The sequence below is a fragment of the Streptomyces sp. WG7 genome, assembly GCF_049975785.1.
Lineage (GTDB): Bacteria > Actinomycetota > Actinomycetes > Streptomycetales > Streptomycetaceae > Streptomyces.
The window spans coordinates 1-17,460 of the sequence record NZ_JBNGGE010000014.1 but is presented as its reverse complement, the minus strand read 5'-3'; the positions used below and the strand labels follow the sequence as shown (position 1 = coordinate 17,460).

At 71.3% G+C, this 17,460-nt stretch carries 16 protein-coding genes and 1 pseudogene; 9 read left to right on the top strand and 8 right to left on the bottom strand.

Going from position 1 to position 17,460, the window contains the following annotated elements:
- Positions 1 to 188 precede the first annotated feature (188 nt).
- Positions 189 to 2,147 (bottom strand): streptophobe family protein, encoded by a 1,959-nt coding sequence (locus ACP4J0_RS16740; RefSeq protein ID WP_426599472.1) that lies wholly within the window; start codon positions 2,145 to 2,147, stop codon positions 189 to 191.
- 240 nt (positions 2,148 to 2,387) lie between these two features.
- Between ACP4J0_RS16740 and ACP4J0_RS16735 the strand changes: the two genes are divergently transcribed.
- On the top strand, positions 2,388 to 4,928 hold the full coding sequence (locus ACP4J0_RS16735; protein ID WP_426599471.1) for an FHA domain-containing protein: 2,541 nt from the start codon (positions 2,388 to 2,390) through the stop codon (positions 4,926 to 4,928).
- Positions 4,929 to 5,046: 118 nt separating this feature from the next.
- Here the strand turns inward: ACP4J0_RS16735 and ACP4J0_RS16730 are convergent, their stop codons facing one another.
- The 3 genes from ACP4J0_RS16730 to ACP4J0_RS16720 all read right to left on the bottom strand — a co-directional run bounded on the left by ACP4J0_RS16730 (position 5,047) and on the right by ACP4J0_RS16720 (position 7,913).
- Complete coding sequence (locus ACP4J0_RS16730) at positions 5,047 to 5,757, bottom strand: transglycosylase SLT domain-containing protein (protein ID WP_426599470.1); 711 nt, start codon at positions 5,755 to 5,757, stop codon at positions 5,047 to 5,049.
- A gap of 348 nt (positions 5,758 to 6,105) precedes the next feature.
- Positions 6,106 to 7,218: an S-adenosylmethionine:tRNA ribosyltransferase-isomerase gene (locus ACP4J0_RS16725; RefSeq protein ID WP_426599469.1), complete on the bottom strand. Its 1,113-nt coding sequence runs from the start codon at positions 7,216 to 7,218 to the stop codon at positions 6,106 to 6,108.
- A complete protein-coding gene (locus ACP4J0_RS16720) occupies positions 7,215 to 7,913 on the bottom strand; it encodes an SDR family NAD(P)-dependent oxidoreductase (protein ID WP_426599468.1) in 699 nt (232 codons plus the stop codon). The genes ACP4J0_RS16725 and ACP4J0_RS16720 overlap by 4 nt, the downstream gene beginning before the upstream one ends.
- Positions 7,914 to 8,130: 217 nt before the next feature.
- Here ACP4J0_RS16720 and ACP4J0_RS16715 point away from each other — a divergent pair, with 217 nt between their 5' ends.
- The 3 genes from ACP4J0_RS16715 (at position 8,131) to chpE (ending at position 10,326) form a co-directional block, all read left to right on the top strand.
- Complete coding sequence (locus ACP4J0_RS16715) at positions 8,131 to 9,276, top strand: GAF domain-containing sensor histidine kinase (protein WP_426599467.1); 1,146 nt, start codon at positions 8,131 to 8,133, stop codon at positions 9,274 to 9,276.
- Complete coding sequence (locus ACP4J0_RS16710; protein ID WP_426599466.1) at positions 9,269 to 9,910, top strand: response regulator; 642 nt, start codon at positions 9,269 to 9,271, stop codon at positions 9,908 to 9,910. The genes ACP4J0_RS16715 and ACP4J0_RS16710 overlap by 8 nt, the downstream gene beginning before the upstream one ends.
- A gap of 170 nt (positions 9,911 to 10,080) precedes the next feature.
- A complete protein-coding gene (gene chpE, locus ACP4J0_RS16705; RefSeq protein WP_426519431.1) occupies positions 10,081 to 10,326 on the top strand; it encodes a chaplin ChpE in 246 nt (81 codons plus the stop codon).
- 256 nt (positions 10,327 to 10,582) lie between these two features.
- On the opposite strand, the gene ACP4J0_RS16700 is transcribed toward chpE, so the two are convergent.
- Complete coding sequence (locus tag ACP4J0_RS16700; RefSeq protein WP_426599465.1) at positions 10,583 to 11,371, bottom strand: hypothetical protein; 789 nt, start codon at positions 11,369 to 11,371, stop codon at positions 10,583 to 10,585.
- Positions 11,372 to 11,523: 152 nt separating this feature from the next.
- Between ACP4J0_RS16700 and ACP4J0_RS16695 the strand changes: the two genes are divergently transcribed.
- From ACP4J0_RS16695 to ACP4J0_RS16685, 3 genes are all read left to right on the top strand, one after another.
- Positions 11,524 to 12,321: an ABC transporter ATP-binding protein gene (locus tag ACP4J0_RS16695; protein WP_279566094.1), complete on the top strand. Its 798-nt coding sequence runs from the start codon at positions 11,524 to 11,526 to the stop codon at positions 12,319 to 12,321.
- A 53-nt stretch (positions 12,322 to 12,374) separates the two neighbouring features.
- On the top strand, positions 12,375 to 12,806 hold the full coding sequence (locus ACP4J0_RS16690; protein WP_426519435.1) for an NfeD family protein: 432 nt from the start codon (positions 12,375 to 12,377) through the stop codon (positions 12,804 to 12,806).
- A 175-nt stretch (positions 12,807 to 12,981) separates the two neighbouring features.
- Positions 12,982 to 13,932, top strand: a complete 951-nt coding sequence (locus ACP4J0_RS16685) for an SPFH domain-containing protein (RefSeq protein WP_426599464.1) — start codon at positions 12,982 to 12,984, stop codon at positions 13,930 to 13,932.
- 81 nt (positions 13,933 to 14,013) lie between these two features.
- On the opposite strand, the gene ACP4J0_RS16680 is transcribed toward ACP4J0_RS16685, so the two are convergent.
- The 3 genes from ACP4J0_RS16680 to ACP4J0_RS16670 form a co-directional block, all read right to left on the bottom strand.
- Positions 14,014 to 14,520 carry an HNH endonuclease gene (locus ACP4J0_RS16680; protein WP_426519439.1) on the bottom strand — a complete coding sequence of 169 codons (507 nt, stop codon included), beginning with the start codon at positions 14,518 to 14,520 and terminating at the stop codon, positions 14,014 to 14,016.
- A gap of 197 nt (positions 14,521 to 14,717) precedes the next feature.
- Positions 14,718 to 15,257: a YbhB/YbcL family Raf kinase inhibitor-like protein gene (locus tag ACP4J0_RS16675; RefSeq protein ID WP_426599463.1), complete on the bottom strand. Its 540-nt coding sequence runs from the start codon at positions 15,255 to 15,257 to the stop codon at positions 14,718 to 14,720.
- Positions 15,258 to 15,306: 49 nt separating this feature from the next.
- The gene (locus ACP4J0_RS16670) at positions 15,307 to 16,089 is read right to left on the bottom strand and encodes a sporulation protein (RefSeq protein WP_426599462.1); all 783 of its coding nucleotides are present in this window, start codon (positions 16,087 to 16,089) and stop codon (positions 15,307 to 15,309) included.
- Between the two features lie 145 nt (positions 16,090 to 16,234).
- Between ACP4J0_RS16670 and ACP4J0_RS16665 the strand changes: the two are divergent.
- Both ACP4J0_RS16665 and ACP4J0_RS16660 read left to right on the top strand, forming a co-directional pair.
- Positions 16,235 to 16,396 (top strand): annotated as a pseudogene (locus tag ACP4J0_RS16665) (DNA-3-methyladenine glycosylase); the annotation flags it as partial.
- A 68-nt stretch (positions 16,397 to 16,464) separates the two neighbouring features.
- The gene (locus ACP4J0_RS16660; protein ID WP_426599461.1) at positions 16,465 to 17,076 is read left to right on the top strand and encodes a DNA-3-methyladenine glycosylase; all 612 of its coding nucleotides are present in this window, start codon (positions 16,465 to 16,467) and stop codon (positions 17,074 to 17,076) included.
- Positions 17,077 to 17,460 lie beyond the last annotated feature (384 nt).

The following is a 17,460-nucleotide window of genomic DNA, read 5'->3' as shown; positions in this document are numbered from 1 at the left end:
CTCAGCTCCGGCACCGAGGGCGGCGGGGAGCGGTCCGTCGTCCCCGGGGTGAAGGGCGATCGGTCCGGGCCGCTCCCGGAAGCGGAGGCCGCCGGGGCGCTCAGGCGGTGGCTCCAGCGGCCCAGCGGTCCAGCGGTCCAGCGGCCCAGAGGAGCGACCGCGGCCGCCCCCGTTCGTGTCCGGGGTTCCTACTGACCGTCTCTGGGCCGCCGCGGTGGCGCCGGAGGCGGGGGAGGCGGCGGCGGGGGCCCCTCACCCCACCGGCCCGGCGGCCGGCCCCCGGGCCGTTCCCCGGGCCTCGGAGGCCGCCGCGGCGTTCCCGGCCGGGGTCCCAGCGGCCCGGCCACCGTAGGGGCGCCGTACACGTCGTCGCCGGATTGCTGCTCGTCGCCGTCGGGCTGCTGCCCCGCGCTCCCGGACCGTCGGTCCACACGCCCCTCTTCCCGCCCGGCGCCGACAGGCGGCCGGGCGCCGGAGCCGGGCTGCCCGGAGCCCGGCGCCCGCCCGCCATCGGACGGCGAAGGGATGCGCGACCCCGCCGGCCGCGCATCCTCGGGTTCTCCTGTCTCCGCTCCCGCTCCCGCTCCTGCTCCCGCCCCTTCCCCGAGTCGCAGGTACGGATTGGTGCCGGGGTTGGGCGGCCGATGCGGCGCGCCCGGCCGGTACGGCCCCGAGGGCGGCGCCCCCGCGTACGCCGTACCGCCGGCCCTCGCGCCACCCCCGTCCGCGCCACCCGCCCCCGCCGTCCAGGCACCCCGTGCCAACGCCGTCGCCCCCGACCCCGCCGCCCCGCTCGCCCGTGCCAGCAACGCCCCGGCCGCCCCCGCCCCCGCGCCCCACACGGCACCCAGCAGCAGCGCCGTACCGAGGCGTCCGCGCAGGTCGACGCTCGCGCCGAAGGCGTCGACGCCGAGTACCGACAGTGAGGCGTCCACGGACACCTCCGTCAGCCAGACCAGCAGCGGCAGCGCCAGTGCGGTCCCGACGCCCAGCCGTACGGCGCACCGCCCGGCGAAAGCCGGCGAGCGTGCCTCGCCCGGCGCCACAGGAGTCCGTACTGCCGTCAGTACCCCGCTCATCAGCATCATCAGCGCAGCCGCCACCCCGAGCAGCCACACCCGTTCGTCCAGCTCCGCCAGCCGCCCGAGCGTGACCGGCCGCTCGGTGCCGGCGCCCAGCAGCTCGTCCAGCGGAGCCGGGAGAACCCGGACCAGCTCACCGGTGGCCCGCCCGTCCCACGGCACGAACAGTCCGATCGGAACGCCGAGCCACACCCCGTTCGGCGCGCCCAGCAACGCGGCCCCCGCGATCCGCCGGGGGTGGTCGTCGCCGATCGCCGCGTAGGCCGCCGCCGCGAAGCCGGCCGCCACCGCCGTCAGCGCCACCGTGACCAGGGCGGACACGGCCGGCCGCACCACCCGGTGCACGGCCTCGCCCCCGCGCGGCAGGGGAGCGCGGCGCGAGGCCAGCAGTGCGACCAGCAGGACCCCGGCCGACCAGACCAGGCCGCCCAGCAGCGTCGGCGCGGTGTCGACGGTGAAGCCGACGGCCACCTCGGCGTCGACGAGGTCACCGATCCGGTCGGGCAGCAGCCCGCCGATGTCACCCACGTCGCCGAGCCCCGGGATCTCGAGACCACCACCCCCGCCGCCGGGCAGGTCGTCGAGTCCGAGCGAGCCGCCGTCGATCGTGATGACGTCGTGGCCCGCCCAGGCCAGCCCGCCCGTCATCGCCACGAACAGAGCGATCACCGCGCCCGCGCGCGCGAGGAGTTCGGCAGGTGCGACCACGACTCCGGCCGCCCGCAGGGACCGCAGGAAGAAGAACGACAGCAGCAGCGCGCCGACCAGACCCACGCCCAGTGGCGTCATCTCCAGGGCCGTGTGCGCCTCCGCCCCTTTCAGCCCGAACGCCGACACGTCACCGGTCGGGGTGACCGAACCGCCCGCGCCGAGCGCCACGACCGCCGCGGTCATCGGGCCCAGCGAGCCCGCCGCGTCCGCGTCCAGCAGACGCAGACCGAGCGCCGCCGTTCCCGCCATGCCGATCAACGCCCAGCTCACGGAGGCGATCGCGGACAGCAGGACGTCTCCCCAGGGCACCTTGGTGCCGTACTCCCCGGAACCGACGCTCGTGGACGCACTCATGGCAGACCCCCCGATCCGCTGCGCGGCCCGGTTGCCGCGCATGTCCCCCTCGCGTGGAATACCACTGTCCGGGCAGGTTTCAACCCCGTCAACGGGAACGGCCGATGGGCGCCTACGCGGTTTTCACAAGGTCCGACTTTCGGTCAGGGGCCCGAGCCTGAAATAGTGCCCCCCGATGTTCGACATCCCTGGACTCCCCGCTACGGGGGTACATCGGGGGACAACTCAGTGGGGCATGGAGTGCCGGAACTCGTACTGGAATCCAATGGACGGACCTGGACGCTCGATCCGTCCCGGTCATATGCGCTCGGACGCGATCCGCAGGGGGAGCTTGTCTTCGACGACGCCAGGGTTTCCTGGCGGCATGCCACGATCAGTTTCAACGGCCGCAGTTGGGTCGTCGAGGACCACGGCAGTACCAACGGCACGTTCGTGCACGGGCAGCGCATCCAGCAGATGGAGCTCGGCGCCGGCACGGTGGTGAACCTGGGCAACGCGACCGACGGACCGCGTCTGAACCTGACCGGAGCCCAGGCCGCCGCGGGCGCGCCGCAGGCGGCCCAGCAGCAGCCGTACGCCGCTCAGGGCGCGGACGCGGGCTGGGCGCAGCAGGCGCCGGCGCAGGAGCCGCCGCAGCGGCAGGCCCCGCAGCACGGGCAGCAGCAGGCCGGCTGGCAGCAGCAGCCGCAGCAGGGTGCACCGCACTTCCCGCAGCAGCAGGGGACCGGTGGCGCGGCGGGGGCGCCGCCGGTCTACGGCGATCGCAGCCCGACCACGTTCCACCAGTTCTCGCTCGGCCGCGTGATGCGCATCGGCCGTGCCCTGGAGAACGACCTGGTCGTCTCCGACCTCCAGGTCTCCCGTCACCACGCGGAGTTCCACTCGACGCCCGACGGGCGCATGGAGATCCGCGACCTCGGCTCGCACAACGGCACGTACGTCAACGGCCAGCCGATCACCAAGGGCGGCTCCCAACTGCTCGGCCCGAGCGACATCGTGGGCGTCGGCCACTCGACGTTCCAGATCGTCGGGGACCGGCTCGAGGAGTTCGTCGACACCGGCGAGGTGTCCTTCTCCGCCCGTCACCTGACCGTCACGGTCGACGGCGGCAAGCAGATCCTCAAGGACGTCTCCTTCGGCGTGCCCGAGAAGTCGCTGATCGCGGTCATCGGCCCGTCCGGCTCCGGCAAGTCGACCCTGCTCAAGGCGCTCACCGGCTACCGGCCCGCCGACCAGGGCGAGGTCCTCTACGACAACCGGAACCTCTACAAGCAGTTCGCCGAGCTGCGTCAGCGCATCGGTCTGGTCCCGCAGGACGACATCCTGCACAAGGAACTGACCGTCAAGAAGGCCCTGAAGTACGCGGCCAAGCTGCGCTTCCCGGCCGACACCACCGGCGCGGAGCGCGACGCCCGCATCGACGAGGTGCTGCGCGAGCTCAAGCTCGACATCCACAAGGACAAGAAGGTCACCTCCCTGTCCGGCGGCCAGCGCAAGCGCGTGTCCGTCGCCCTGGAGCTGCTCACCAAGCCGTCGCTGATCTTCCTGGACGAGCCGACCTCCGGCCTCGACCCGGGCATGGACCGCGACGTCATGCAGCTGCTGCGCGGCCTCGCCGACGACGGCCGCACCGTCCTCGTCGTCACCCACTCGGTGGCCGAGCTGGCGATCTGCGACAAGCTGCTGGTGATGGCGCCGGGCGGCTCGGTGGCCTACTTCGGCCCGCCGGAGGAGGCGCTGAACTTCTTCGGCTACGACACCTGGGCCGACGTCTTCTCCGCCTTCGAGAACTACCGCGACTACGACTGGGCGGGCCGCTGGAAGGGCTCGCAGCACTACCAGATGTACGCCGCGGACATCGACGCCGTCGCCCCGCAGGCCGTACAGGTCCCGGCGATGCAGGCGATGAAGCCGCCGAAGCCGCAGGGCTGGATGTCCCAGTTCGTCACGCTGGTGCGGCGCTACGTCTCGGTGATCGTCTCCGACAAGGGCTTCCTCGCCCTGATGGTGATCCTGCCGGCGGTGCTCGGCGCGGTGAGCCTGCTGATCGACGCCGACAAGGGCCTGCTGCCCAACCCCGCCCACCCGCAGACCGGCCGGATCGTTCCCAACGGCACCGCCACCACGGTCCTGCTGATCCTCGCGGTCGGCGCCTGTTTCGCCGGCGCCGCCAACTCCGTCCGTGAGCTGATCAAGGAACGGGTCATCTACGAGCGGGAGCGCGCGACCGGCCTGTCGCGGTCCGCGTACCTGATGTCCAAGGTCTTCGTGCTCGGCGCGATCACCGTGCTGCAGGGTCTGCTGGTCGGCGTCATCGGCTTCGTCAACCGGGAGATCCCGGAGGAGGGGCTGATCCTCGGAGGGCTGACACTCCTCGAGCTGTCCCTGCCGATCATGGCGCTGGGCTTCACCTCGATGATGTTCGGCCTGATCATCTCCTCGCTGGTGAAGACCGCCGAGAAGACCATGCCGCTGCTGGTCATGTTCGCGATCATCCAGGTCGTCTTCACCGGCTGCCTCTTCGCCCTGAACGGCGCGGTCGGCGTCAACCAGTTCTCGTACCTGATGCCGTCGCGCTGGGCGGTCGCCGCGGCCGGCGCCACGCTGGACTTCAACAGGATCAGCCCGCCGGAGAAGGGCGCCGAGGCGGACCCGCTGTGGGAGCACACCGTCGGCGCCTGGGGCCTGAACATGGCCGCGCTGATCGCCCTCGGCGTGATCTGCGGCTTCTTCGTGGCCCGCTTCCTGCGCCGCCACGAGCCCGAGGTCATGCGCAAGTAGCCCGCGGCGTCATGCGCGGGTGACCCGCGGCCGAGACGCCCCGAAGGGCGGCACCCTCCTGAGGGTGCCGCCCTTCGGCGTTCGGTCGCGAGCCGGCGTGAAGAGGTCCGCGCCGACCTCAGTACGCGCTGTCGACGTTGTCCATGGTGCCGTACTTGTCCGCCGCGTAGTTGCAGGCGGCGACGATGTTGGCGACCGGGTCGTAGATGTTCTTGGAGGTGCCGGGCACGTGGTAGGCCTCGAACGTCGGCGGGATCACCTGGAGCAGGCCCTTCGACGGGATGCCGTTGATGGCGTTGATGTCCCAGTCGTTGATGGCCTTCGGGTTGCCGGAGGACTCCCGCATGATGTTGCGGTGGATGCCCTCGTAGCTACCCGGGATGCCGTGCTTCTTCATGATGTCCCGGGCCTCGCGGATCCAGCCGTCGAGGTTGTCGGCGTAGCTCTTCGTCGAGACCTGCTTGGCCTCGACGCGCTTGGCGGACCGGCTCGCGGTCTCCTTGGCCTCGCGCTTCTCCACGGCCTTCTCGGCGGTGGCCTTCTTGGCGGTGGCCTTGGTGGCCGCCTCCTGCTTCGCCTCGATGGAGGCGACCTTCTGGCCGGCACCGGCGAGCTGGCCGGTGACACCGGCGTGCACGTCCTGGATCTGCTCGGTGCTGTACGCCACCTTGGCCGTGGGAGCGGCCTCGCTCGTGGTCGTCTGGCCGCTGGCGGGGACCGCGGTGAGCGCGACGGCGGCGGCGCCGAGCGTGCCGACACCGGCGATCGCGAGCTTGTGGGTGCGGTTCAGGGGACGACTGTGACCACGGGTGAAGATGTTCTTGGGCATGGCGGGATAGACCTCTTCGAATAGCGCGGAGGTCGCTCTCGTCCGGTGGGGACAGTTGGTGCTTCCGGCACAAACGCCGCGGGGCGGGACCCGCCGCGTTGAGCGACGAGAGCAATTCTTAGCGGTCGCAAAATCCGGAGGCAAAGGTGTGACGTACGATCCGAGGTAGTGGATCAGGCAGGGGTGAAACGGGGCAGATTGGACTATCTGCCCCGGTCAAAACGGACGAGTCGTTCTCCTACTCTCCTTCGTACGTGACGTGCACCCTATGCGGGGGCTCACACCGACCCCCCGCTCTTCTCACCGTTGGTTGCTGAAGCAATGCAATCTGTGAGGGTCTGCGCCCCACTACTGCGGCAGGAGGAGATGGACGTCCCCGAACTCGTGCCACAGGTAGCGCCCCCGCACCGCCGCGTCGTATCCGCGGTCGAGCGCCGCCCGCCCCGCCACCGCCTCCAGCATCAGCAGATGCGAGGCCTCGGGCTCGTGCAGCCCCGTCAGCAGCCCGTCCACCACCCGCACCCCGCGCTCCGGAGTCACGACCAGATCGGTCCACCCCGCCCGCGCCCGTACGCGTCCGTCGGCACCGGCCGCCGACTCCACCGCCCGCACGGCCGTCGTCCCGACGGCCACCACCCGGCCGTCCCCCGCCGCCGCGGCGTTGATCAGCCGCGCCGACGCCTCCGGCACCGAGAACCGCTCCGGATACGGCGGCTCGTGCGCCTCGGCCGAGGCCACCCCCGTGTGCAGCGTCACCGGCGCGAACTGCACCCCCCGGCTCACCAGCTCCGCCACCAGCCGCGCCGTGAAGGGCCGCGCCGCGCTCGGCATCTCCGCGCTGCCCGACCCGTCCGCGGACGGCAGCGCGAACACCGTCTGGTACGCGGACAACGGCTGATCCCGCTCCGTATAGGAGTAGCGAATGGGCCGCCCGTGCTCCCGCAGCACCACGGGCACCTCGGCTCCCGACACCCGTGCCCACCACAACCGCTCCCCGCGCGCGCTCAGGGGCTCCTCCAGCACGAGCCGCGCACCGCCGGGCAGCCGCACCCTCGTCCCCTCCTGCCCACCCGCCCGTCTCCCGCCCCCCTTCGAAGGAAGCGCTCCACGCCCTGCTCCTTCCGCTGCCCCTACCTCCGCACGCGCGCGCGTGGTGCCCCGTCCGTCGGGAACCCGCAGCTCCACCGCCCACCGGCCGTCGTCCCCGCGCGTGGAGAAGTGCACCACCACGCGCGCGTGCCCGACGTGCCCGTCGACGGCGGCCGCCAGCGTGGCCGACGTGTTGACGACCAGCAGATCACCGGCCCGCAGCAGCCCCGGCAGCTCACCGAACACGTGATGCGACACCTCGGTGCCACGCGACACCAGCAGCCGCACGGCGTCCCGGTCCAGTCCGGGCCCGCGCTGCTCGGCGGGCACCCGCGCCGACAGCTCCCGAGGAACGTGCGGCACCGTCGTCATCGCACTCCCTCCAGCAACGCCGGAGCCCCGTAGCGGCCGCTGGCCGGCCGCTCGTCCAGGAGCCTGAGCAGCGCCGGGACGACACTCACCGGATCGGGCCGCGGATCGTCGTCGTCCGGTACGGCCGCCGCGTACAGGTCCGTGGCCATGTCCCCGGGATCGACCGCCCAGACCCGCAACCCGGGCTCCTCGGTACCCAGCACCGCCGCCAGCTGGTCCAGGGCCGCCTTGGACGCTCCGTATCCGCCCCACGTCTCGTACGCCTCCGCCGCGGCGTCCGAGCTGACCGTCAGCACCGCGCCCGCCCGGGCCGCCCGCAGCGACGGCAGCGCCTCCTGGACCAGGCCCAGCGCGGCCACGACGTTCACCTCCATCGCCCGCCGCAGCCCGTCGAGCGCCAGCCCCTCCAGCCGCACCAGCGGCTCCGCACCCAGCGCGCTCGCATTGCTGACCAGCAGGTCCACCCCGCCCAGCCGCCGGGCCGCCGCCACCAGCCCGGCCCGGTGCCCGGCGTCGGTGACGTCCCCGGGCAGCGCCGTCACGCGCGTGCCGTACGCCTCCAGCGCCGCCGCCGTCTCCTCCAGCACCTCCGGCGTCCTGGCGTCGAGCACCAGGTCCCAGCCCCGTGCCGCCAGGGCCTCGGCCAACGCCCGGCCCAGTCCCTTCGACGCTCCCGTGATGATCGCGACCGGCATGACACACGTCCCCTCGTCGTCCACGCCGCCTGATCGGCTCGGCGTGGTCCTCAACGTAGGAATCGGGCCGCACCGGCGCCTCGGGCACGGGCCGCAACCGTGCGGGGCCCTTCGCCCTAGGACCGGCGGGCAGGACCTCCGGCCTAGGACCGGCGCCCTAGGCGACGGCGGTCACAGGTCCGATCCCGGTGTCACACCCCGCCGGTACCGTGAGGACATGAGTCACGGCCCCCGGTCCGGCCTCGCCGCGGTGAGTTCCGCGCTGCTGGCCATGAGCAGGCACCTCGAGGTGCGCGACGTCCTCAAGACGATCGTCGCCTCGGCCCGCGAGCTGCTCGACGCGCAGTACGCGGCACTCGGCGTCCCCGACGACCACGGCGGCTTCGCCCAGTTCGTGGTCGACGGCGTCAGCGAGGAGCAGTGGAAGGCCATCGGCCCCCTGCCGCGCCAGCACGGCATCCTCGCCGCGATGCTGCACGAGGCCACGCCCCAGCGCCTCGCCGACGTCCGCAAGGACCCCCGCTTCGGCGGCTGGCCCTCCGCCCACCCCGACCTGGCCGACTTCCTGGGCCTGCCGATCCGCGACGGCGACGAGGTCATCGGGGCCCTCTTCCTCGCCAACAAGAACTGTGCGAGGCCCGAGGGCACCTGCGGCTTCACCCCGGACGACGAGGAGCTGCTGGGCATCCTCGCCCAGCACGCCGCGATCGCCCTCACCAACGCCCGCCTGTACGAACGCAGCCGCGAGCTGACCATCGCCGAGGAACGCTCCCGCCTCGCCCACGAACTGCACGACGCGGTCAGCCAGAAACTGTTCTCGCTGCGCCTGACCGCCCAGGCCGCCGCCACCCTGGTCGACCGCGACCCCGCGCGCGCCAAGGGCGAGCTGCAACAGGTCGCCGCGCTCGCCGCGGAGGCCGCCGACGAGCTGCGCGCCGCCGTCGTCGAGCTGCGGCCCGCCGCCCTGGACGAGGACGGCCTGGTCGCCACCCTCCGCACCCAGATCCAGGTCCTCGACCGCGCCCACACCGCACGCGTGACCTTCGCCGGCCACGGGGTCAAGGCCCTGCCCGCCGCCCAGGAGGAGGCGATGCTGCGCGTCGCCCAGGAGGCGCTGCACAACGCCCTGCGCCACGCGTCGGCGGAACACGTCGACGTGACGCTGCACCGGCGCGGCGCCGGAGCCGTACTGCGCGTCACCGACGACGGCAGCGGCTTCGACCCGCACGCGGTGCGCCGCGCGGGACGCCACCTGGGCCTCGTCTCGATGCGGGACCGGGCCGGCGGGGCCGGCGGCAGGCTGACCGTGTCATCGGCGCCCGGCAAGGGCACCACGATCGAGATGGAGGTCCCCGGTGGCTGACGCAATCAAGGTGCTGCTCGTCGACGACCACCAGGTGGTCCGCCGGGGCCTGCGCACCTTCCTGGAGGTGCAGGACGACATCGAGGTGGTGGGCGAGGCCGCGGACGGAGCCGAGGGGGTCGACCGCGCCGAGGAACTGAAACCCGACGTGATCCTCATGGACGTCAAGATGCCGGGCATGGACGGCGTCGAGGCGCTGCGCAGACTCCGCGAGCTGGACAACCGCGCGCGGGTGCTGGTCGTCACCAGCTTCACCGAACAGCGCACCGTGGTCCCGGCCCTCCGGGCGGGTGCGGCCGGTTACGTCTACAAGGACGTCGATCCCGACGCGCTGGCGGGAGCCATCCGCTCCGTCCACGCGGGCCACATCCTGCTCCAGCCCGAGGTCGCGGGCGCCCTGCTGTCCCAGGAGGAGGGCAACTCCGGCCAGGGGAGAGCGGGCGCCCTCACGGAGCGGGAGCGCGAAGTGCTGGCCCTGATAGCGGACGGCCGCTCCAACCGGGAGATCGCCCGCGCGCTCGTGCTCTCGGAGAAGACCGTCAAGACCCACGTCTCGAACATCCTGATGAAACTCGACCTCGCGGACCGCACCCAGGCCGCGCTGTGGGCCGTGCGCCACGGCGTGACCGGCTGATCCGTGACGGGTTGCCCCCGTACGCGGCGGCAACCCGGAGGGTTCCCTTCCGGTCGGAGATTCATACCGTCGTGGGAATGTCCCCCATATGGCGCATCCTGCGAGGGGTCCGACCGTTCTCCAGTGCGTGCTGCGGCGACTGCCGCGGCAATCGCAAGGAGGGGTTGTAAGTGAAGAACCTGAAGAAGGCAGCGGCCGTGACGATGATGGCCGGCGGGCTGATCGCCGCCGGCGCGGGCATGGCCTCCGCCACCGATGGCGCCGTCGCCCACGGCGAGGCCATCGGCTCCCCGGGCGTCGCCTCCGGCAACGTCGTCCAGGCGCCGGTCCACATCCCGGTGAACGCCGTCGGCAACAGCGTCAACGTCATCGGCCTCCTGAACCCGGCCTTCGGCAACCACGGCGTCAACCACTGACCCAGGCCGGCCACCAAGCCCACCAAGCCCACCACGGCCTCCCGGGCCTCACCCGGGAGGCCGGTCGTGTTCCCGGCCCCACCCGCTGCGCCCGCCGGTGCTGGGGCGGCACGGGCGGGCGGTGGGGGGCACCTCCCGCCCGAGCGCAGCCGAGAGTGGGGGAGGCACCCCGCAGAGCCGGGCCGCGTGCCGCATCCCCGGCCCTCACCCACGCCGGGCACTCCTCAGAGCAACGCCCCCGCACAACCGAGGGACGTCACCGCACCCCCCGCTCCCGTTCCTCCACAACGGAGTTGTACGCCGCGACCTGCGCCCGCCGAGCCGTCCGCTCCACCGGCCGCAACGCCTCCCCCCGCGCCGCCATCTCGGACGCGCTCACCGCACCCCCGTGACCGTTCTCATACGCCAGGGACACCAAGGCCCCCACCCGCTGCGCCAACTCCAGCACCCGCACCGCCCGCGGCGGATACCCCGGCGCCAGCACCTCGCGCCCCCGCTCGGCACGGGCCCGGTACGCCGCGACCGCCGCCTCCGCCACCGGCCCCGATCCCGCGACGTCCAGCCGCGTCAGCACCTGCGTCGCGTCCCGCAACGCCTCCGCCAGCTCCCGCTCCGCCTCCCCGAGCGAGGGCACGTCGGCCGGCGGCGCCTCCCGCACCGGCAGGCAGTGCCAGACGACCTCGACATGGACATCACCCTCGGGGCCGGCCTCGTACACCTCCGGCACCAGCCCGAGCGCGGCACCGTGACAGATCACCGCCTCCTCGGCCTCCAGTGCCCGCGCGTTGAACTCCGGCGGTCCGCTCAGCCCCAGCGGATGCCCGGGCGCGGGCAGCGCGACCCGCAGTCCGGTCGCCCCGAGCGCCCGCAGCCGCCCCAGCGCCAGCGTGAGACCGACCGGCGCCGATTCACCGGGCAGCCCCTCCACCCGGTGCACCGCGTCCTCACCGACAACGGCGAGCGCGGCGTCATCCGGCGAGACCATTCCGGCAATAAGGGCATTTCCCCAGGCGGCAAGGCGCCCTGCGCGTGGTTCCGAGAGCATGCCCCCACCCTAAGGACCGGACCGATGGAACGGTGAAGCCGACCGGTGGCGTAGATTTCCTGGAGGGCCTGCGCCCACCGGCGCGGCGGCCCGAGCCACAGGCGTACGCGACAGCCGAGACCGGCCACAATGCAAGGGGAGACAACGCGCTCATGAGCGATGTTCTGGAGCTTCAGGACGTATCCGTGGTCCGCGAGGGCCGGGCTCTGGTGGACCAGGTCTCCTGGTCGGTGAAGGAGGGTGAGCGCTGGGTCATCCTGGGCCCCAACGGCGCCGGCAAGACGACCCTCCTCAATGTCGCGTCCAGCTACCTCTACCCCAGCAAGGGCACCGCCACCATCCTCGGCGAGACCCTCGGCGAGCCCGGCACCGACGTCTTCGAACTGCGCCCGCGCATCGGCATGGCCGGCATCGCCATGGCCGACAAGCTGCCCAAGCGCCAGACCGTCCTGCAGACCGTGCTGACCGCCGCCTACGGCATGACCGCCGGCTGGCAGGAGGAGTACGAGGACATCGACGAGCAGCGTGCTCGTGCCTTCCTCGACCGTCTCGGTATGACCGAGTACCTGGACCGGAAGTTCGGCACCCTCTCCGAGGGCGAGCGCAAGCGCACGCTGATCGCCCGGGCCCTGATGACCGACCCCGAGCTGCTGCTCCTGGACGAGCCGGCCGCCGGCCTCGACCTCGGCGGCCGCGAGGACCTCGTCCGCCGCCTCGGCCGCCTCGCCCGTGACCCGATCGCCCCCTCGATGATCATGGTCACCCATCACGTCGAGGAGATCGCCCCGGGCTTCACCCACGTCCTGATGATCCGTCAGGGCAAGGTCATGGCGGCAGGCCCGCTGGAGCTCGAGCTCACCTCCCGCAACCTGTCCCTCTGCTTCGGGCTGCCGCTCGTCGTCGAGCAGGTCGGCGACCGCTGGACCGCACAGGGTCTCCCTCTGTCCTGACCGCCCCCCGTGCGCCCTGTCCCCGGTACGTCCCGCGGACCTACCATGACCATGTGAACGACATCGACGCATGGGTGTGGTGGCTCGTCGCCGCGGCAGGGCTCGGAATCCCGCTTGTCGTGACCGCGATGCCGGAGTTCGGGATGCTGGCCGTCGGCGCGGTCGCCGCCGCCGTCGCCTCCGGGTTCGGCGCGGACGTCGTCGTCCAGGTGCTCGTCTTCGTCGTCGCCTCGGTCGCCCTCATCGCCGTCGTCCGGCCCATCGCCGCCCGGCACCGCTCCCAACGGCCGCAACTCGCCACGGGAACGGACGCGTTGAAGGGCAGACAGGCCGTCGTACTGGAACGGACCGACAGCTCCGGCGGCCGGATCAAGCTCGCCGGGGAGGTCTGGTCGGCACGCGCACTCGACACCGGGCGCGTCTACGAGACGGGCGAGGAAGTGGACGTCGTGGACATCGAGGGGGCCACGGCGATCATCATGTGACCTCGCCGGACGAAAGTGGACCGAACACCCCCCGAGGTGCGCGACGGTCTGTCAGACTCGACCAGCAAGATCCTCAACGGCCGTAAGATCAGCAGTCGTCGGGGGCAGTAAGCAGTCGTCAGGGTCAATAGGATCTGCCAGAGCGTCGAGGCGGAGAAGGGGACGGACAACCACGATGGAACCGGTCATCATCGTCTTGATCATCCTGGTGGTGTTGGTCTTCATCGCCCTGATCAAGACCATCCAGGTCATCCCGCAGGCGAGCGCCGCCATCGTCGAGCGCTTCGGCCGGTACACGCGGACACTGAACGCGGGCCTCAACATCGTCGTCCCGTTCATCGACACCATCCGCAACCGCATCGACCTGCGCGAACAGGTCGTCCCCTTCCCGCCGCAGCCGGTCATCACCCAGGACAACCTGGTCGTCAACATCGACACGGTCATCTACTACCAGGTGACCGACGCCCGCGCCGCGACGTACGAGGTGGCCAGCTACATCCAGGCGATCGAGCAGCTGACCGTCACCACACTCCGCAACATCATCGGCGGCATGGACCTGGAGCGGACCCTGACCTCCCGCGAGGAGATCAACGCGGCCCTGCGCGGCGTCCTCGACGAGGCCACCGGCAAGTGGGGCATCCGCGTCAACCGCGTCGAACTCAAGGCCATCGAACCGCCCACCTCCATCCAGGACTCGATGGAGAAGCAGATGCGCGCCGACCGCGACAAGCGCGCCGCGATCCTCCAGGCCGAAGGCGTCCGGCAGTCCGAGATCCTGCGCGCCGAGGGCGAGAAGCAGTCCCAGATCCTGCGCGCCGAGGGCGAGGCCAAGGCCGCCGCCCTGCGCGCCGAGGGCGAGGCCCAGGCCGTCCGCACCGTCTTCGAGGCCATCCACGCCGGCGACCCGGACCAGAAGCTCCTCTCCTACCAGTACCTCCAGATGCTCCCGAAGATCGCCGAGGGCGACGCCAACAAGCTCTGGATCGTCCCCAGCGAGATCGGCGACGCCCTCAAGGGCCTGTCCGGCGCCATGGGCAACTTCGGCGGCATGGGCGGCGGTTCGGGCAGTGGCGGCGGCGCGAGCGTCCCGGCCCAGGAGCGGCGCGAGAAGCCGTCCATCGACTGACGGCATTACCCGCTACGCCGTTGGGGGCGCACCTCTCACCAGAGGTGCGCCCCCGACGGCGTAGCGGACTGCGGTCGCGGGCTATGCGGCAGGCTGGGCCAGCCATTCCGGCAGAGCGTCGAAGTCGTCCTGCCCCAACGCGAGCAGCATCGCGTCAGCAGGAGTCGGCTCGAACGGCACCCGGAGCAGCGGCATGTCCGCCTGCTCCGGCGTCCGGTTCGCTTTGCGGTGATTGTCCTCCGCGCACGAGGCCACCGTGTTCAGCCAGGTGTCCTGCCCGCCGTGCGACCGCGGGACCACGTGGTCGACGGTCGTCGCCCGCCGCCCGCAGTAGGCGCACCGGTGCCGGTCCCGGACCAGCACGCCCCGCCGCGACCACGGGGCGCGTCTTCGGAAGGGCACCCGTACGTATTGGCACAGCCTGATCACCCGGGGCGCCGGTATGTCGAGCGCGGCTCCGCGCATCCGCAGTTCGGGGTGGGCCTGTTCGACGACGGCCTTGTCCTGGAGCACCAGAACGACGGCTCGATTCAGCGTCACCGTCGACAACGGCTCGAAGCTCGCGTTCAGTACCAGCGTGTCCCGCATACCAGCCCACCTCCCGTGCGCACCGGCCCACCCCCTGGCGGGCTGGGATCAACTCTGGCCGGGCACGCCGAGATGGACAACGCAATATGTGCTGCTCCTGCGGGGGCCATGCCCCCGCCACCCCCGCAACAAAAATGCCCGCCCCTGATCCATTCCAAGACCAGAGGCGGGCAAACGTTCCGTGAACGCTCGGGACACTAACCCTCGGCGGGTACCTCGTACTCACCGATCAGCTGGGCACGCCCGATGGTGTGGAACCGCAGATTGAAACCGACGAACGCCGGGGTGCTGTCCGCGTCCGGTCCCAGCTTCTCCTGGTCCACGGCGTACACCGTGAACACGTACCGGTGCGGCCCGTCCCCGGGCGGCGGCGCGGCACCGCCGAAGTCCTTGCTGCCGAAGTCGTTGCGTGCCTGTACGGCCCCCTCCGGCAGCCCCTCGAACGTGCCGCTGCCCGCGCCGGCCGGCAGCTCGGTCACCGAGGCCGGGATGTCGAACACCACCCAGTGCCAGAACCCGCTGCCGGTCGGGGCGTCCGGGTCGTAGCACGTCACGGCGAAACTCTTGGTCCCGGCGGGGAAGCCTTCCCACCGCAGCTGCGGCGAGGTGTTGCCGGCCGCGTGGACCTGAGCGTCCTTGAGCGTCCCGCCCTCCTGGACGTCCTCGCTCGTGACCGTGAAAGACGGCACGGGCGGGTGGAAGTCATGGGGGAGTGGACGCCGCTTGAGCTCGGTCACCTCGGTACCTCCTGATCGTTCGGTGCTGAGACGACCGAGCCTAGAACCCCTAGAACCAGTTCCGCTTGCTGCCGACCTCGGAGAGCCACTGGTTGAGGTACGCGACCCAGTCGGTGCCCTGGTAGTCGTTCAGCCCCACCTGGAAGGAACGGAACGTGTCGCTGCCCTCACTGAACAGCCCCGGCTTCTTGTCCATCTCCAGCACGACGTCCATCGCCTGGGCGTCCGCCACGAAGCTCAGCTCGACCTGGTTCAGCCCGCGGTACTGCTGAGGCGGGAGGAACTCGATCTCCTGGTAGAAGGGCAGCTTCTGCCGCGTCCCCCGGATCTGCCCGCGCTCCATGTCCGCGTTCTTGAAACGGAAGCCGAGCTGGATGAACGCGTCCAGGATCGCCTTCTGGGCCGGCAGCGGGTGCACATTGATCGCGTCAAGGTCACCGGAGTCGACCGCGCGCGCGATCTCCAGCTCCGTGGTCACGCCGATGTTCATCCCGCGCAGCGACTGCCCGTCGATCGTGGTGATCGGCGTCTCCCAGGGGATCTCGAGGCCGAACTGCACCGCGTGCACCGCGTTCGCCTTCAGCTCGAAGGCACCGCCGAGCCGGCTCTTCGCGAACTCGATGTCCTGCTTGTACTCCTGGTCGCCGCTCTCCACCTCGACCTTGGCCTGCAGACCGACCGACAGCGCCTCGATCTGCTGGTCGACGGACCCGCCCTGGATCCGCACCTCACCCTGGACGACACCGCCCGGAACGACGTTGACCTCACTCAGCACGGTCTCGACCGAGGCCCCGCCGGCCCCCAGGCTCGCGAGCAGCTTCTTGAACGCCATGTCTCTCCCTCTCCAGGCATTGTGTGAACCCTTGATCCCTACAAACGCGATTCGGCCGTGGCCGGTTCCGCGCCCCACACCCTGGCAAGGCGCACACTCCCTGACCACCCCGCGCAGGCCCCCGGCTGCGTTACGCTCGGACGGCATGATCGCGAGCCCCGACCGTACGCCTCCACCCGGAAATTCCTTCGACCGCCCCATCGTCGAGGTGGCCCCCGACCTCCAGGGCCGCACCCTGGTGCGCAACACCCCCGACGGCCCGATCACCCTCCGCCCGACGGAGGCCGAGGCCCACGACGGTCGGAACGACGTGATGTCCGGTCTTCCCGGACACGTGTACGCCTGCTTCACCTACGGCATGACGAGGCGGTCAGCATGAACGTTGACTTCCTCGCCCATCCTGCTGAAGAGGTCGCGCCCAAGCTGCTCGGGAGCGTCCTCACTTGCAAGACCCCCGATGGGGCGGTGAGCATCGCCATCACGGAGACCGAGGCGTATTCCGGTACGGCTGACCCGGCTTCCCACGCCTACCGAGGCCGGACACCCCGTAACGCCGTCATGTTCGGAGCAGCAGGACACCTGTATGTCTACCGGTCCCACGGTCTCCACTGGTGCGCCAACGTCGTCACCGGGACGGACGGCATCGCCTCGGCCGTCCTCATCCGGGCAGGCAGGGTCGTCGAAGGGGAAGACCTGGCGCGCAAGCGGCGAGGAGCGAAGGTCGAGACCCCACGCCTCGCGCGGGGTCCGGGGAACTTCTGCCAGGCGCTCGGCATCACGGCGGAGCACAACGGCACGGACCTGCTGACGGGCGCCTCGGTCTCGCTGTCCGCGGGTGAGCCGGTACCCGCTGCGCTCGTCCGGGTCGGCCCTCGGGTGGGCGTCAGCAGAGCCCACGACTGGCAGCACCGCTTCTACCTGGCCGATGACCCGACAGTCTCGGCGTACCGGCTGAGCCCGAGAGCCAAGCCGTCCGCGGGAGCCTGACCGCACCGGCGTGGACGGTGCCGCCGAAGTTGACTCTCCCTTGGGAGACGCGTAATGTAGCCCGAGCCGCTTGACCCGGGTACGGCAATCGCCTGCAGCCGGAAGCGGCCACCCCACTACCTACGACTTCCCCTCGGCGGGGGCGAATTCGGCGTGTCCGCATGCTCGAATTCGAACTCGCGGGACTTGATTATGAGTCCACGGAGGAATCGGCTAACGTAGTGAATGTCGAAAGGCCGACGGGCGAAAGCCCAAGGGCCACGACAAATCCCGCCGACAGGGAATCAGGGCCGAAAGGATCTGATAGAGTCGGAACCGCCGGAAAGGGAAACGCGAAAGCGGGAACCTGGAAAGCACCGAGGAAATCGGATCGGAAAAGGATCT

Coding starts and splice junctions, on each gene's coding strand:
- ACP4J0_RS16740 (WP_426599472.1), bottom strand. CDS start 2,147: ATGAGTGCGTCCACGAGCGTCGGTTCCGGGGAGTACGGCACCAAGGTG.
- ACP4J0_RS16660 (WP_426599461.1), top strand. CDS start 16,465: ATGAACGTTGACTTCCTCGCCCATCCTGCTGAAGAGGTCGCGCCCAAG.
- ACP4J0_RS16725 (WP_426599469.1), bottom strand. CDS start 7,218: ATGACGACGGTGCCGCACGTTCCTCGGGAGCTGTCGGCGCGGGTGCCC.
- ACP4J0_RS16720 (WP_426599468.1), bottom strand. CDS start 7,913: ATGCCGGTCGCGATCATCACGGGAGCGTCGAAGGGACTGGGCCGGGCG.
- ACP4J0_RS16700 (WP_426599465.1), bottom strand. CDS start 11,371: ATGCTCTCGGAACCACGCGCAGGGCGCCTTGCCGCCTGGGGAAATGCC.
- ACP4J0_RS16715 (WP_426599467.1), top strand. CDS start 8,131: ATGAGTCACGGCCCCCGGTCCGGCCTCGCCGCGGTGAGTTCCGCGCTG.
- ACP4J0_RS16695 (WP_279566094.1), top strand. CDS start 11,524: ATGAGCGATGTTCTGGAGCTTCAGGACGTATCCGTGGTCCGCGAGGGC.
- ACP4J0_RS16670 (WP_426599462.1), bottom strand. CDS start 16,089: ATGGCGTTCAAGAAGCTGCTCGCGAGCCTGGGGGCCGGCGGGGCCTCG.
- ACP4J0_RS16685 (WP_426599464.1), top strand. CDS start 12,982: ATGGAACCGGTCATCATCGTCTTGATCATCCTGGTGGTGTTGGTCTTC.
- ACP4J0_RS16730 (WP_426599470.1), bottom strand. CDS start 5,757: ATGCCCAAGAACATCTTCACCCGTGGTCACAGTCGTCCCCTGAACCGC.
- ACP4J0_RS16680 (WP_426519439.1), bottom strand. CDS start 14,520: ATGCGGGACACGCTGGTACTGAACGCGAGCTTCGAGCCGTTGTCGACG.